Origin of the sequence: Neisseria sp. P0014.S002, from assembly GCF_051958295.1 — a bacterium.
GTDB classification, from domain to species: domain Bacteria; phylum Pseudomonadota; class Gammaproteobacteria; order Burkholderiales; family Neisseriaceae; genus Neisseria; species Neisseria flavescens_B.
The window spans coordinates 81,498-96,587 of sequence record NZ_JBQCVO010000006.1; the positions used below are offsets into that span (position 1 = coordinate 81,498).

Consider the following 15,090-nt stretch of genomic DNA (forward strand, 5'->3'; position numbering starts at 1 on the left):
TTGGCTGGGGAGGAAGGATTCGAACCTTCGCATGCTGGAATCAAAATCCAGTGTCTTAACCGCTTGACGACTCCCCAACTTACTAAATCATATGAAACAGCGGATGAATATCTAATCCTTCCACACAATAAGCTTCATATGATTGAGAAACCTGTTGGTAAATTGTATTTGCTTCTTGATGAGATGCACTTGCTATAAACAAACAAGCTCCGGAACCGGTCATTAATGCATAACCATATTGGGATAACTCAACATAAGCCTTCCAAACTTCAGGATATTCCTGAAACACAACAGCCTGCATATCATTTTGAAACGGCTGTAACGATTGGAAAGTCGGCATTATGCTGGGTTTGGAATCCCGTGTCAAGCCTTCATGTGCAAAAATTTTAGCTGTTGCCACATGGACGGGGGGCTTAACGATAACATACCATTGTTCAGGGACATCTATTTCAGCCAGCTTCTCGCCTACGCCTTTGGCAAAAGCACTTCTTCCAAAAATAAAAAAAGGAACATCCGCACCAAGACTTACACCTAAATCAATCAGTTGCTGCCTGCTCAAACCGCATTGCCACCATTGGTTTAAAACCATTAAAACTGTGGCCGCATCAGAGCTGCCGCCGCCCAATCCGCCTCCGGTCGGAATCACTTTATTCAACCAGATTTCGACGCCGTGCGGTACGCTTGCATATGGCAGTAATAATTTAGCCGCCCGATAAGCCAAGTCCTGTTCGGGCTCAAGCCCTTCGACCGGCGTATGCAGAATAATCTGCCCATCAGTACGCATTTTCAGATGAACGGTATCGTATAAGCCGATCAAACAGAAAATACTTTCCAAATTATGATAACCATCGCTCCTGCGGCCGGTAATCCTCAAATCCAAATTTAATTTGGCCGGCGCAGGAAAGGCTTGGATTTCCTCTGAAACAGACATGGCATCCTCTATTTGCGTGCTGCGCATCGGGTTTGTCCATTCTTATCTAAAGAGTGGTTTACCGTGTCAAACACCAAGCGGATATTAAACTTGGCATTCTCAAGTTGAAGCGTTTTGGGCTGTCCTGAACTATTTAAAGTGCGCGATATTGTCCAGTCAAACTGCTCCAGACGGCCATCAGGCAGGATTTTGTATGGCGCATTGGCAACGCGTTTACCATCCGCCCAAATATGTAGATATTGAACCGGCAAAGCAAAGCCCAAAAGCTGTCTGCTCAATTCCTCAGCCGTTTCCGCCTGATAAACTTTACCCTTACTGTCTACTGCCAATACACCCTCACTGTCTTGACACAGCTGGCCTACGGTATTGCCCAATGGTGTATTCACATCAATGGTTTGAACCGTGTTCTGATAAGTCCAGTCGAAATTGGCATAAGAGCCTTTACCTTCTACTTTGACAGCCAATCGACCATCTGCGCTAAAATCCTGCACCTGTTCTGCTGCTTGCCAACTGTTTTGCTGAGGTAAGTTTGGCTGCGCACAGGCAGCCAAAAGCAATAAGGCTGCAACCGATGATAATTGTTTTAAATTCATGGATATTCCTTCATAGGCCGTCTGAAATCAAACACTTTTCAGACGGCCTTTTGGTTTTATTTGTGTTTTTGAGTATGCGGTTTGCTGGGCGTTATACCGAATTTGGACATTGTCTCTTTTAATACTCGGAGATTGCTTCCACGTTTCAAGCCGTCATTCCAGATTTCTTTGGCCTTATCTTGGTCGCCAAGCGTCCATAGGACTTCGCCCAAATGCGCGGCGACTTCGGCTTCAGGTTCTTTTTCATAGGCATATTGGATATACGGCAAAGCCATTTGGGCATCGCCTTTAAGATAATACGCCCAGCCTACACTATCATTAATTGCTGCGCTTTCCGGCTCCATCTGATAGGCCGTCTGAACCATTTTGAAAGCCTCGTCCAAATCCTTGCCACTTGTCAGTAGGGTATAGCCCAAAGCATTCCAACCGTGCGGATTATCCGGATACAGCTCTACCACACGGCGCAAATCGGCAATCGCCTTGCCTGGCTGATTCAGCTTCTCGTACACCATCGAACGCTGATACAACACATTGGCAAGCAGCTCGGGAGAGGCTTGGGTTTTCAAGGATTTTTCGGTGGAATTTACCAAGCTATTCAAAGCGTTCAACGATTCTTGAAGATTGGTATTTTTAGACAATACAAACAAAGCCGTATTCAGCAAATCACTGGCTTCAAAATAACGTCCTCTTTGCTCGGGCATTTTTTGTGCGCGTTGCACCAAAGCCCAAGCCTCTTTATGGTTGCCCTGTTTGGTTTCGATAGAAGCGGCCAAAATGGTTTTATCAAATGTATAAGCCGTAGCCGTTACCTTGTCCAGCCATTGTTTGGCTTTGGCAAAATCCTCGGCATCATTATAAGACACCGCACCAATCAACGCCGCACGGCTGCGCTGCTCCTCCGTACCGGCTTTATAAGCCTTTTCCAGATAGCTGTTTACTGCAGAAATATTTTCCGTCTTGCTGGCTGACAATAAGGCAGCCTGAATATACAAATCAGGGTTGGGATTTTCTTCCAATAAAGTCTGCAAGCGCTTGAATGCCTTATCATTTTGGCCATGGGCGATCAAATTGGCGATATCCAATTCCTGCCAAATCGGAGATAAGGTTTTGGTGTCTGTCTCTTTGAAGAAGCCGTCCAAAATATCAGGATGCCGTTGCGCCATCAGTCTCAATGTAACAAAAGTCGGCGGCAAAATTTCGTTGTCCAACTTGGCCAAGCGCTGCAATGCCGCAATGGCGTGTTTCTTTTGACCGTCTTTTGCACTAAAAATTGCATCTGCAATCGCTGCTTCTGGAAAGTCTTTATAATTCAGTGCTGTTTTATGCACCTGTTTGACTGCATCGCTGGTCAGATTCGGCTGTTGTGCTGCGGTTTGTGCCAAAAGCAGGAACACGCGCTTTTGCTCGCCTTCACTACCGCCGGCAATCACCTTATCCAATCCGCTCAAATTCTTATCGGCTTTGCCCAGCAGCAAATTGCGCAACCAAGTCATACGCTTTTGTGCTTCACCAGGCTCCGGCTCGATTTCGTGCCATTTTTGGTAAATGGCTTCAGCCTGTTCAAAGGCGTTTAAAGAAACCGCCATCTCCAAAGCCCGTTCGGCCACTTCGGGAGATTTGGTGCGATGCAAAGTCAAAATATAAGTAAACAAAGCAGAAGCCGCATCGCCCTTTTGCAGGGCTAGTTCTGAATTTAACAAAGTAAAAACCTGCGAGGTGCGGTTTTGTATACCCAACAGACGTATCCGCTCCTGCTCGCGCTCTTCAGGAGAAAAACGGTCGGCACGGCTTTTCTTTTTAATAATCTTAGCCGATTCAAAAACTGTATTTGAATCGCCGGGCGCGGCAAAAGTTTGTGTAGCAAACAACATCATGACAGCCGCAGCTGCTACTCGAATACGGGATGGGGAAAACAACATAACTATCCTTTTTGAGAATCTGCCGGCATTTTCAGACGGCCTAAGCACTTGCAGAACAGACGCAAAGCTTTATTTATCATTCAGGCATAACTGTAACACACGCACCCTATTTTGTTGACACGGTAACCGTAAACCTTGTGTAATCCTCATCTGCATAAAACGATCAGCGCCAAAAATGAATACTGACCACCTTATCCACTTCCTAACTCAAGCTTCACACTTCAGCAGCCGTATGCAAGCAGAGCGCAATCAATTAGTTAGCGCCCAAACGGTCAAAGAAGCAGCCGTTTTGGTCGGCATTGTCTTGCATGAAGGAGCGTGGCAGATTTTACTGACCAAAAGGGCCGAAACCTTAAGGCAGCACACCGGACAAATCGCCTTTGCCGGCGGACGCAAAGATGTTCAGGACGACAGTCTAACGGCAACAGCGTTAAGAGAAACTTATGAAGAAACCGCCATTCCGATTGCCGCATGGCAGACTTTTGCGCCACTACCCTTTTATGACACGCCTTCTGGCTACTGTGTTACGCCTGTTCCGGCAATTTGCACCCAGCCCATCAACCCAAAAGCAAATCCCGATGAAGTAGCTGAAATTTTTTATCTGCCTTTGGATTTCGCCTTAAACCCGCAAAACTACTCATACCGTCATCTTCATCACAACAATCAAACCCTCGCCCTCCCCGCCCTACCTTTTCGGCACTACGACATCTGGGGGCTGACAGCAATCATCCTATATGGACTGGCAGATCGTTATCAGCAATATTGCCAAGCTTTTAAATAAGGCAAGGCCGTCTGAAAACCAATATTCAGACGGCCTTGTTTGATCAATCCTCTTTATGCAGCTTCTTCATAGCATTCGACAAATTCTCCAAACCATTTCATCTCATCGCGCAGGGCAACCACTTCGCCAATTACCATTAAAGCCGGACGTTCTGCCTCGGCAGCCAACAAGCCCAAATCTTTCAGACGGCCTGTCCGCACGGTTTGATGCGGTAAAGTTCCATTGGAAATCACGGCAACAGGTGTAGAAGGCTGCCTGCCATAAGCCATCAGCTTTTCCGCAATCTCAGCCGCTTTAAGCGTACCCATATAGATTACCAGCGTTTGACGGCTTAAAGCCAAAGTCTGCCAATCAGGCTGATTGCCCTCGTGTTTGCTGTGGCCGGTTACAAATAAAGCACTTTGGGCGCAATCGCGATGGGTTAACGGAATACCGGCATAAGCAATAGCTCCAAGTGCAGCAGTAATGCCCGGCACAATGCGGTAAGCGATTCCGGCCTGATGCAGGGTTTGCACTTCCTCACCGCCACGCCCGAACACAAAAGGATCGCCACCTTTCAACCTCACCACGCGCTCGCCTTTTTGAGCGTGTTCAACCAATAGACGATTGGTTTCTTCCTGCTGGACATGGTGCGCACCGGCGCGTTTGCCCACGCTGATTTTCACCGCATCTTTGCGCACTATCGCCAAAATCTCATCCGACACCAAAGCATCGTAAAACACCGTATCCGCAGCCTGTATCGCCTGCAAAGCATGTATGGTCAGCAAGCCCGGATCGCCCGGCCCTGCGCCCACCAAAACCACTTCGCCGCCAAACGGCGTTTCCCGATTCAACTGCGTTATCAATTCACGCTCTGCCGCTTCGATATTGTTTTGAGCCGCGAAAACACTGAAACGGCTGTCGAACAACTTTTCCCAAAAATAACGGCGGCGTTCGACATGATGAATAGTCTGTTTAACCTTTTCTCGCCATTTTCCGGCAATACGCGCCATCGTGCCCGTATGCAGCGGAATCAATGTTTCAATAATCTGCCGCCATTTACGCGCCAATACAGGCGCAGTACCACCACTGGATATGGCTATCTTCAACGGCCCTCTATCCACTACGGCAGGCACGATAAACGAACACAAATCCGCCGTATCTACCGTATTGCATAATTTTGCCCGTCGCTCCGCCGCTTCAAAAACACGGCGGTTAAACCCATCATCATCCGTCGCCGCAATAACGAAATACACCTCGTCCAGCATGGCTTCTTCAAACAAGCCGCCCAGCCAAACTATTTTCCCTTCAGCCGCCCATTGCTGAAACTGCAGATTCAAAGTTTCCGCAACAACACGCACGCGCGCTCCGGCAGACAACAGACTTTCCGCCTTGCGCTCGGCAACCTTGCCAGCGCCTGCCAGTAAAACAGGACGGTTTCTCAAATCGGCAAACAAAGGATAATGGCTCATGGTCGTGCTCTTGCTTTATCAATGATTGTCCGCCGATATTAAAGGCCGTCTGAAAAAATAGGAAAGAATGGTTTCTGATTTTCTTATGGTGTTTGGTTATATACCTGCCACAACAAAATAAGTTATAGCGGCAAACACAAAACAGGAGCAGAAAATTTCAAAATAAGCGATTGGAAAATAGTGTAACAATATAAAAATTCATTTTTTCACAAATAAATTGCGTCCTCTTCATTTTTCAGACGGCCTTTGCCTGCGTATAATATCGGTCTAATTTACAATTCAAACGAGCTTAGTCCAGCCATGACCGAATTCATCCGCCTGCCCGCTTCTACACTCAAGCCTTCCACCGTAGCCCTACCCGGTTCCAAAAGCATCAGCAACCGCACGCTGCTCTTGGCCGCACTCTCCGATAACGTTTGCGAAATCCATTCTTTGCTCAAATCCGACGATACCGATCGGATGCTTGAAGCACTCGACAAACTCGGCGTACCAATTGAATCTTTACCTGAAGGCCGTCTGAAAGTTCATGGCACCGGCGGCCGCTTTCCCAACCAAACCGCCGATTTGTTTTTAGGCAACGCTGGTACGGCATTCCGCCCTTTGACTGCCGCGCTTGCCGTTTTGGGTGGCGACTATCATCTGCATGGCGTACCGCGTATGCACGAACGCCCCATCGGCGATTTGGTGGACGCGTTGCGCATTGCTGGCGCGGACGTACAATATCTAGGCAATGAAAACTACCCTCCGCTTCAGATCGGCAAACGCCAAGATAACGGCGAGCGCGTTATTCCGATTAAAGGCAATGTGTCCAGCCAATTCCTGACGGCCCTGCTGATGGCTTTGCCCTTGACCGGACAAGCATTTGAAATTCACATGGTAGGCGAGTTGATTTCCAAACCTTATATCGATATCACGCTCAAACTGATGGCGCAGTTTGGTGTGGACATCATCAATGAAGACTACCGTGTATTTAAAATCCCGGTCGGTGCCAAATATCATGCGCCCGAAAATTTATATGTAGAAGGCGATGCCTCCAGCGCGTCTTATTTCTTGGGTGCAGGCCTGATTGCAGGTACACCCATCCGCGTGACTGGCATCAGCGCACACAGCATTCAAGGCGACGTTGCCTTTGCGCGTGAATTGGAGAAAATCGGTGCAGATGTGATTTGGGGAGAAAATTTTGTTGAAATTTCCCGCCCTGCCGAGCGCAAGATTCAGGCTTTTGATTTGGATGCCAACCATATTCCAGACGCGGCCATGACCTTGGCCATCGTCGCACTGGCCACCAAACAGCCCTGCACCCTGCGTAATATCGGCTCATGGCGCGTCAAAGAAACCGACCGTATCGCCGCCATGACAACCGAACTGCGCAAACTGGGTGCAGAAGTCGTTGAAGAAGCCGAAGCTATTCATATTACGCCGCCCGAAACACTTACCCCTGATGCCGTCATCGATACTTATGACGACCACCGCATGGCCATGTGTTTCTCGCTGGCTTCGCTCTTGGGCATCCCCGTCATCATCAACGACCCGAAATGTACGCATAAAACTTTCCCCAACTATTTCCAAGTTTTTGCATCATTGACCAACTGATTGATTATTCAATATTTCAGATGGCCTGTTGCATACAAAAAACACAGACCGTCTGAAAAATAAAAATAAAACTATACTTTTTCTTAATTTATGCGATAATAGCTAAATAAATTCTTAGCTATTCATATTTCCTTTCGGAGAGAAAACATGTCAGACGAAAAAAGCAAAGCCTTAGCCGCCGCCCTTGCCCAAATCGAAAAAAACTTCGGCAAAGGCTCCATCATGAAAATGGACGGCAGCCAACAGGAAGAAAACCTTGATGTTATTTCCACCGGCTCCCTCGGCGTGGACTTGGCACTCGGCGTTGGCGGTCTGCCTCGCGGCCGCGTGGTTGAAATTTTCGGCCCGGAATCCTCCGGTAAAACCACACTCTGTCTCGAAGCCATTGCCCAATGCCAAAAAAATGGCGGCATCTGCGCATTCATCGATGCCGAGCATGCTTTTGACCCGATTTACGCCCGCAAACTCGGCGTAAAAGTCGAAGAACTCTATCTCTCCCAACCGGATACCGGCGAGCAGGCATTGGAAATCTGCGATACATTGGTACGCTCAGGCGGTATCGATATGGTCGTTGTCGACTCCGTAGCCGCACTTGTGCCTAAAGCCGAGATCGAAGGCGAAATGGGCGACAGCCATGTCGGCCTGCAAGCCCGCCTGATGAGCCAAGCCCTGCGCAAACTGACCGGCCACATCAAACGCACCAATACATTGGTTGTTTTCATCAACCAAATCCGTATGAAAATCGGCGTGATGTTCGGCAGCCCTGAAACCACAACCGGCGGTAACGCGCTCAAATTCTACGCCTCCGTCCGCCTCGACATCCGCCGTACCGGTCAGATTAAAAAAGGCGATGACGTTATTGGTAACGAAACCAAAGTCAAAGTCATCAAAAACAAAGTTGCGCCTCCGTTCCGTCAAGCCGAATTCGATATTCTTTACGGCGAAGGCATCAGCTGGGAAGGCGAATTGATCGACTTGGGCGTCAAACATGACATCGTTGAGAAATCCGGTGCATGGTACAGCTACAACGGCGCAAAAATCGGCCAAGGTAAAGACAATGTACGCGTTTGGCTGAAAGAAAATCCTGATATCGCCAACGAAATCGATGCCAAAATCCGTGCGGCAGTCGGTATCAATGTCGATATTACCGAAGGCAAATTGGACGATACCGACGGAGAACGTCCTGAGGAATAAGTCTGTTTGAAATTAAAGGTTAAAAAAAGACCAAATAAAGGCCGTCTGAAATCCGACCATTAATCGGATTTCAGACGGCCTTTTATTCAATGCTGCTTAAAGACCTAATGCCTGAGCGTGAAACTCAATATGCGAATCGATAAAGCTGGCAATAAAGAAATAGTCATGCCCATAGCCCGGACGTACTTTATATTGGATATTGAAACCTTTTTCACGCGCTGAGCGGACAAATGCTTCCGGTTGCAGGACTTCAGGATACAAAGCATCTTCACTGCCGACATCAATCAAAACAGGCAATTTATGCGAGGCCGCCTGAAGCAGCTCTGTACTGTCATAGCATTTCCATGTTTCTACGTTTTGACCCAAATAAGCTGAAAACGCCTGCCTGCCGCCTTCCGTATCGATAGGATGACATAAAGGCGCAAAGGCAGAAACTGCAGCATATCGGCTGGGATGCTTCAAAGCCAACTGCAGCGCGCCATGCCCACCCATGCTGAAACCTGTAATGCTGCGCTCTTTCGTTACCGGGAAATTATGCTCAATCAAATCAGGCAATTCTTGGCTAATATAGCTTTCCATTTGATAATGCTGCGCCCAAGGTGCTTCAGTTGCGTTAACATAAAATCCGGCACCCTGTCCAAGATAATGTTCCTCACTGTCGGCAACATGCTGACCGCGTGGCGAGGTATCCGGAAAAACCACGATAATATTCCATTGCGCCGCAAAACGTTGAATTCCGCTTTGCCGAACCAATTCAGAACCATCACTATTTAAGCCGGAAAGAAAATATAAAACAGGCGCGGGATAACCTTTTAAGATTTGTGGCGGCAGATAGACATCAAATACCATATCCGTCTGGCAGGTTTGAGAAAAGTGGTGGTAGCGTTCCTGATGCCCGTTAAACATCTTTCTGCGTTCCAGCAAATGCAATTCTGAATTTTTCATTTTATTCCTTGTAAGGAAACAGCAATAAGCAGAATGTTAGCGCAAAACCTGTCCATCGTGTTGTTGCTCCATCTTTATTAGGGCAACCAAATCTGCTTTAAACAAGACTTACCAATCATGCGAAATCATTACGCCGACGGCATTTAAAATCTATACACAATCTCTGTGGATAAATCTGTTGATAAGCTTTGGGTAATCGTAAAATTTTCTTTAGGAACAAACCAAGTCTTAAATTGACTAAAATTTAATCAAATAAAACACAATAAAATCAAATAGTTATATTTATAAGATTTTACTATAATCATACAGTGAAAATTTATAGGTAAAACAAGGTTATGCGGCTTTGTGCATAAATTAGGGTTGACATCCCTAAAAATCGCCCCGAATCAAAAGCGCTGTGAAACAACGGCCGATTTCATCAGATGCCATTCAAAAGACGCGCGGCCACACATTTTGCGTTACAATACGCACTTATTTTTAAGAAAGAAAAATACGCCATGAAAGCCTCCCAGTTCTTCATTTCTACCCTTAAAGAAGCCCCTGCCGAAGCCACACTTGCCAGCCACAAGCTGATGATTCGTGCCGGCTTGATCAAAGCCAACGCATCCGGTCTTTATACTTGGATGCCGATGGGTCTGCGCGTATTGCGCAAAGTTGAAAATATCGTGCGTGAAGAAATGGCCCGCGCGGGTAGCGTGGAGCTGCTGATGCCGGTGGTACAACCTGCCGAACTGTGGCAAGAATCCGGCCGCTGGGAGTTTTACGGTAAAGAACTGCTGCGCCTGAAAGACCGTCATGACCGCGATTTCTGTATGGGTCCGACTTGTGAAGAAGTGATTGCCGACATCGTGCGCAAAGAAGTCAACAGCTACAAACAACTGCCAAAAAACTTTTACCACATCCAAACCAAATTCCGCGATGAAGTACGTCCGCGCTTTGGCGTGATGCGCGCGCGCGAGTTTGTCATGAAAGACGCTTATTCCTTCCATGCCGACTATGCCTCGCTTCAGATGACCTATCAAGACATGTACGACGCTTACTGCCGTATCTTCACCCGTTTGGGTTTGGAATTCCGTCCTGTTGCTGCGGATACCGGCAGCATCGGCGGTACCGGCTCTCACGAATTCCAAGTATTGGCTGAAAGCGGCGAAGACGTTATTGCGTATAGTGACACTTCCGATTACGCCGCCAATATTGAGTTGGCACCGACTTTGCCGCTTAAAGGCGAACGCGCCGCTGCTCAGGCCGAGTTGACCAAAGTACATACGCCAAACGTCAAAACCATTGAGTCTTTGGTTGAATTCCTCAATATTCCGGTTGAACAAACCCTCAAATCCATCGTGGTTGAAGGCGAAAACGAAGGCGAACTCGTCCTGCTGCTGTTGCGTGGCGACCATGAATTTAACGACATCAAGGCAGAAAAACTGGCCGGCGTGAAATCGCCACTGACCATGGCAAGCCCTGCCGCAATTGTTGAACAGTTCGGCGCAAACGGCGGCTCTCTCGGCCCTGTAAACTTCAAAGGTAAAGTCTATGCCGATTTCGCCACCGAAAAAGGCGCAGACTGGGTGATTGGCGCGAACGAAGACGACTACCACTATACCGGCTTCAACTTCGGCCGCGATGCTGCCGAGCCTGAATTTGTCGATCTGCGCAATGTCATCGAAGGCGACATCAGCCCCGACGAACAAGGCCGTCTGAAACTGGCGCACGGTATTGAAGTCGGCCATGTATTCCAATTGCGCGACAAATATACCCAAGCCATGAATGTCAGCTTCTTGGACAATAACGGCAAATCCCAAATCATGGAAATGGGCTGCTACGGTATCGGTATTACCCGCGTTGTTGCCGCCGCCATCGAGCAAAACAACGACGAAAAAGGCATTGTTTGGACCAAAGCAATGGCGCCGTTTGAAGTCGTGATTGTACCGATGAACTACAAAAAATCTGAATCCGTACGTGAAGCCGCTGACAAAATCTATGCCGAGCTTTTGGCTGCCGGTGCGGATGTATTGTTGGATGACCGCGACGAACGTGCGGGCGTATTGCTGAATGACTCCGAGCTGTTGGGTATTCCTCACCGCATCGTAATCGGCGATCGCGCCTTAAAAGAAGGCAATGTCGAATATGCCGAGCGCCGTGACAATCAGGCTCAAGCCGTTGCAGTATCAGAAGTTGTCGCCAAGGTTTTGGCCGCATTGAACGCTTAAGTCTTTTTCAATCATGAAAAGGCCGTCTGAAACTGATTATTTCGTTTCAGACGGCCTTTTTCTATTTTAATAAATAATGTTTTTTCCGTAGCTCTCTAATATTTCTTTGATTTTCAAAATGGTTTCTTTAGGTGGCGGATGTACGCCTTTTAATTTGTATTCGTCGCCGCACAAAGCCCATTTGTGTGCGCCCAATTCGTGATACGGCAAAAGCTCAACCATTTCGACATTCTCCATATCACCGATAAACTCGCCCAATAAATGCGCTGAACGCTCATCATCGGTATAACCGGGAACAACCACATAACGCACCCGCGTCGGCTGATTGCGTTCGGCAAGATAGCGCGCGAATTTCAGCGTTTTAGTATTTGGAATACCGACAAGCACTTTATGAATTTCAGGATCGATTTGTTTTAAGTCGAGCATGACCAAATTGGTATGATCGAGCAAATCATCCAAAATCGAATCATAGTGCAAAGCATAGCCATTACTGTCGAGACAAGTATGGATATCGTGTTCCCGACAGGCCGTAAACCAATCTCGTACAAACTCATATTGCAATAACGGCTCGCCGCCGGTTGCTGTTACGCCTCCGCCTGTCGCACGCAGATAATGACGATAGGTCATGACCTGCTTCATCACAGTTGCCACATCCAATTCCTGCGCCTGCTCGGTATGGAGATCCCAAGTATCGCGATTATGGCAATACAGGCAGCGCATCAGGCAACCTTGCAAAAAGAGCACGTAGCGCAAGCCCGGACCATCGACAGCACCGCAAGATTCAATCGAATGAATAATGCCTTTGCCGTTATAGTGACGGTGGCCAAGGTCTTTCAGTTCCGGCTCGGGGGTAATGGCAAAAGTCGTGGACATAGTGTTCGGCTCAAAAATGTTTTTGCTTATATGGATTGTACGATAATGAAGGCCGTCTGAACATTTCAGACGGCCTCGGAGCTTTGTTTCAAAACAAACCAAATGCAAATTTAGCTTCTGGTTTGTTTCTCAACCCGGATTACATGGTTTCTGTGAACGTACGGGTAATCACGTCAAGCTGTTGCTCGCGGGTCAGCGAGTTGAAGCGAACCGCATAACCGGACACACGAATGGTCAACTGCGGATATTTCTCCGGATGGTGCATCGCATCTTCCAAAGTCTCGCGATTCAATACGTTGACGTTCAAGTGTTGACCGCCTTCCAAAATACCGTCTTCATGGTGGAAATAACCGTCCATCAGACCGGCGAGGTTGCGTTCGCGAGAATGCTCATCTTTACCCAACGCGCCTGGAATAATGGAGAAGGTATAAGAAATACCGTCTTTAGCAAACTCAAATGGCAGTTTGGCTACGGAAGTCAATGAAGCGACTGCACCGTTGACGTCACGGCCGTGCATTGGGTTTGCACCCGGACCAAACGGAGCGCCTGCACGGCGGCCGTCTGGAGTATTACCGGTTTTCTTACCGTAAACAACGTTGGAAGTAATGGTCAGTACGGACTGAGTCGGAGTGGCGTTGCGGTAAGTTTTGTGGGTTGCCACTTTTTTCATGAAGCGTTCAACCAAATCGCAGGCGATCTCGTCAACGCGGTCGTCGTTGTTACCAAATTGTGGGTATTCGCCTTCGATTTCAAAGTCAACGGCAATGCCGTTTTCGTCGCGAATCGGTTTCACTTTGGCGTATTTAATGGCAGACAGAGAGTCGGCAGCCACAGACAGACCGGCAATACCGCAAGCCATCGTACGGATCACATCACGGTCATGCAATGCCATCAATGCAGCTTCGTAGCTGTATTTGTCGTGCATGTAGTGAATGATGTTCAACGCGGTAACGTATTGGGTTGCCAACCAATCCATGAATTTGTCCATGCGCGCAAAGACAGTGTCGTAGTCCAAGACTTCGTCCATAATCGGTTCGGTTTTCGGACCAACTTGTTCTTTAGATTTTTCATCCACACCGCCGTTGATTGCGTACAGCAGGGTTTTTGCCAAGTTGGCACGGGCGCCGAAGAACTGCATTTGTTTGCCGACAATCATTGGGCTCACGCAGCAGGCAATAGCATAATCATCGCTATTGAAATCAGGACGCATCAAGTCGTCGTTTTCGTATTGGATAGACGAAGTGTCGATGGATACTTTGGCGCAGTACTCTTTAAAGCCTTGTGGCAGTTGTTCAGACCACAATACGGTGATGTTCGGCTCAGGAGACGGACCCATGTTGTACAAGGTGTGCAACACGCGGAAGTTGGTGCGTGTTACCAAGGTACGGCCGTCCAAGCCCATACCGCCGATAGATTCGGTTGCCCAGATCGGGTCGCCGGAGAAGAGTTGATCGTACTCCGGAGTACGCAGGAAACGAACCATACGCAGTTTCATCACCAAGTGGTCAATGAATTCTTGCGCTTGGGTTTCGGTAATCACACCATTTTTCAGGTCGCGTTCGATGTAGATGTCCAAGAATGAAGATACACGGCCGAAAGACATCGCCGCACCGTTTTGGGATTTAACGGCAGCGAGGTAGGCAAAGTAAGTCCATTGGATGGCTTCTTGTGCATTTTTTGCAGGGCCGGAAATATCGTAACCGTAAGAAGCCGCCATTTCTTTCATTTGGCCCAATGCTTTGTATTGCTCATTGATTTCTTCGCGGCGGCGGATCACTTCTTCCAAGTCCACACCGTTTTCCAAATCGGCTTGCAGTGAATTGAACTGGTTGAGTTTGTCTTTCATCAAGAAGTCGATACCGTACAATGCAACACGACGGTAGTCACCGATAATACGGCCACGGCCATAAGCATCCGGCAGACCGGTAATCACACCTGATTTACGGCAACGGCGGATGTCGGGAGTGTAAACGTCAAACACGCCTTGGTTATGGGTTTTGCGGTATTTGGTGAAGATTTCGCTAACTTCAGGGTTCAACTCAACGTTGTACACTTTGCACGCGTCTTGCACCATTTTCAAACCGCCAAACGGCATGATGGAACGTTTCAAAGGCTCGTCTGTTTGCAGGCCGACGATGGTTTCCAAATCTTTGTTGATGTAGCCTGGAGCGTGGCTGGTAATACCGGACACGATTTGCGCGTCGATTTTATACGGCTCGTGCGTACGGTTTTCTACTTTAATGCCTTCCAATACGTCTGCCCACAGTTTGGTTGTGGCTTCGGTTGCAGGTGCCAAGAAAGAAGCATCGCCTTCATAAGGCGTGTAGTTTTTCTGAATAAAATCGCGAACATCTACGTTGGTTTCCCAGTTACCGCCGGTAAAACCTTCCCAAGCGGCAGGACGTTGCTGAACATCATTTGACATATCAAGCTCCTAATTTTATTGAAAATATAGACCGTAAATTTTCTGAAAGGATAGCACTAATACCCTTCCATTTACAGGGGTTTTCTTGAAATAAAATTACAGACTAGCCTTTTCTTGACTTACATCAATGAGAATAATTGTTACTTGACACTACATCTCGGTTTCCAAACACTCA

11 protein-coding genes and 1 tRNA gene are annotated in these 15,090 nt (G+C 47.8%); 4 read left to right on the forward strand and 8 right to left on the reverse strand.

The annotated features are described in order from the left end of the window. Nucleotide 1 precedes the first annotated feature (1 nt). The 4 genes from ACTHSX_RS07420 to ACTHSX_RS07435 form a co-directional block, all read right to left on the reverse strand. Nucleotides 2–77, reverse strand: a tRNA-Gln gene (locus tag ACTHSX_RS07420). 5 nt (nt 78–82) lie between these two features. Next, nucleotides 83–931 carry a 4-(cytidine 5'-diphospho)-2-C-methyl-D-erythritol kinase gene (ispE, locus tag ACTHSX_RS07425; protein ID WP_440377293.1) on the reverse strand — a complete coding sequence of 283 codons (849 nt, stop codon included), beginning with the start codon at nt 929–931 and terminating at the stop codon, nt 83–85. A gap of 8 nt (nt 932–939) precedes the next feature. Continuing rightward, a complete protein-coding gene (lolB, locus tag ACTHSX_RS07430; RefSeq protein WP_311477146.1) occupies nt 940–1,524 on the reverse strand; it encodes a lipoprotein insertase outer membrane protein LolB in 585 nt (194 codons plus the stop codon). Nucleotides 1,525–1,580: 56 nt separating this feature from the next. Beyond that, nucleotides 1,581–3,443, reverse strand: coding sequence for a tetratricopeptide repeat protein (locus tag ACTHSX_RS07435; protein WP_440377262.1), 1,863 nt, complete (start codon nt 3,441–3,443; stop codon nt 1,581–1,583). 175 nt (nt 3,444–3,618) lie between these two features. Here ACTHSX_RS07435 and ACTHSX_RS07440 point away from each other — a divergent pair, with 175 nt between their 5' ends. Then, a complete protein-coding gene (locus ACTHSX_RS07440; RefSeq protein WP_440377263.1) occupies nt 3,619–4,224 on the forward strand; it encodes a CoA pyrophosphatase in 606 nt (201 codons plus the stop codon). Nucleotides 4,225–4,277: 53 nt separating this feature from the next. Here the strand turns inward: ACTHSX_RS07440 and cysG are convergent, their stop codons facing one another. After that, the gene (gene cysG, locus ACTHSX_RS07445) at nt 4,278–5,675 is read right to left on the reverse strand and encodes a siroheme synthase CysG (RefSeq protein ID WP_440377264.1); all 1,398 of its coding nucleotides are present in this window, start codon (nt 5,673–5,675) and stop codon (nt 4,278–4,280) included. Nucleotides 5,676–5,975: 300 nt separating this feature from the next. On the opposite strand from cysG, the gene aroA reads away from it, so the two are divergent. Together aroA and recA are read left to right on the forward strand one after the other, a co-directional pair. Then, a complete protein-coding gene (gene aroA, locus ACTHSX_RS07450) occupies nt 5,976–7,268 on the forward strand; it encodes a 3-phosphoshikimate 1-carboxyvinyltransferase (RefSeq protein ID WP_440377265.1) in 1,293 nt (430 codons plus the stop codon). A 147-nt stretch (nt 7,269–7,415) separates the two neighbouring features. Beyond that, nucleotides 7,416–8,462, forward strand: a complete 1,047-nt coding sequence (gene recA, locus ACTHSX_RS07455) for a recombinase RecA (RefSeq protein WP_003680794.1) — start codon at nt 7,416–7,418, stop codon at nt 8,460–8,462. 96 nt (nt 8,463–8,558) lie between these two features. Here recA and fghA read toward each other — a convergent pair whose 3' ends face one another. After that, complete coding sequence (gene fghA / locus ACTHSX_RS07460; protein ID WP_440377266.1) at nt 8,559–9,407, reverse strand: S-formylglutathione hydrolase; 849 nt, start codon at nt 9,405–9,407, stop codon at nt 8,559–8,561. A 497-nt stretch (nt 9,408–9,904) separates the two neighbouring features. Between fghA and ACTHSX_RS07465 the strand changes: the two genes are divergently transcribed. After that, entirely contained in the window at nt 9,905–11,617 is a 1,713-nt protein-coding gene (locus tag ACTHSX_RS07465; protein ID WP_440377267.1) for a proline--tRNA ligase, read from the forward strand. Nucleotides 11,618–11,683: 66 nt separating this feature from the next. Here ACTHSX_RS07465 and pflA read toward each other — a convergent pair whose 3' ends face one another. Both pflA and pflB read right to left on the reverse strand, forming a co-directional pair. After that, the gene (gene pflA, locus ACTHSX_RS07470) at nt 11,684–12,490 is read right to left on the reverse strand and encodes a pyruvate formate lyase 1-activating protein (RefSeq protein WP_049328490.1); all 807 of its coding nucleotides are present in this window, start codon (nt 12,488–12,490) and stop codon (nt 11,684–11,686) included. A gap of 139 nt (nt 12,491–12,629) precedes the next feature. Beyond that, nucleotides 12,630–14,915 carry a formate C-acetyltransferase gene (gene pflB / locus ACTHSX_RS07475; RefSeq protein WP_440377268.1) on the reverse strand — a complete coding sequence of 762 codons (2,286 nt, stop codon included), beginning with the start codon at nt 14,913–14,915 and terminating at the stop codon, nt 12,630–12,632. Nucleotides 14,916–15,090: the final 175 nt, after the last annotated feature.

Bases quoted from the DNA above. Each gene is read 5' to 3' on its own strand.
- recA (WP_003680794.1), top strand. From the start codon at position 7,416: ATGTCAGACGAAAAAAGCAAAGCCTTAGCCGCCGCCCTTGCCCAAATC.
- cysG (WP_440377264.1), bottom strand. From the start codon at position 5,675: ATGAGCCATTATCCTTTGTTTGCCGATTTGAGAAACCGTCCTGTTTTA.
- lolB (WP_311477146.1), bottom strand. From the start codon at position 1,524: ATGAATTTAAAACAATTATCATCGGTTGCAGCCTTATTGCTTTTGGCT.
- pflA (WP_049328490.1), bottom strand. From the start codon at position 12,490: ATGTCCACGACTTTTGCCATTACCCCCGAGCCGGAACTGAAAGACCTT.
- ACTHSX_RS07440 (WP_440377263.1), top strand. From the start codon at position 3,619: ATGAATACTGACCACCTTATCCACTTCCTAACTCAAGCTTCACACTTC.
- aroA (WP_440377265.1), top strand. From the start codon at position 5,976: ATGACCGAATTCATCCGCCTGCCCGCTTCTACACTCAAGCCTTCCACC.
- pflB (WP_440377268.1), bottom strand. From the start codon at position 14,915: ATGTCAAATGATGTTCAGCAACGTCCTGCCGCTTGGGAAGGTTTTACC.
- fghA (WP_440377266.1), bottom strand. From the start codon at position 9,407: ATGAAAAATTCAGAATTGCATTTGCTGGAACGCAGAAAGATGTTTAAC.
- ispE (WP_440377293.1), bottom strand. From the start codon at position 931: ATGTCTGTTTCAGAGGAAATCCAAGCCTTTCCTGCGCCGGCCAAATTA.
- ACTHSX_RS07465 (WP_440377267.1), top strand. From the start codon at position 9,905: ATGAAAGCCTCCCAGTTCTTCATTTCTACCCTTAAAGAAGCCCCTGCC.
- ACTHSX_RS07435 (WP_440377262.1), bottom strand. From the start codon at position 3,443: ATGTTGTTTTCCCCATCCCGTATTCGAGTAGCAGCTGCGGCTGTCATG.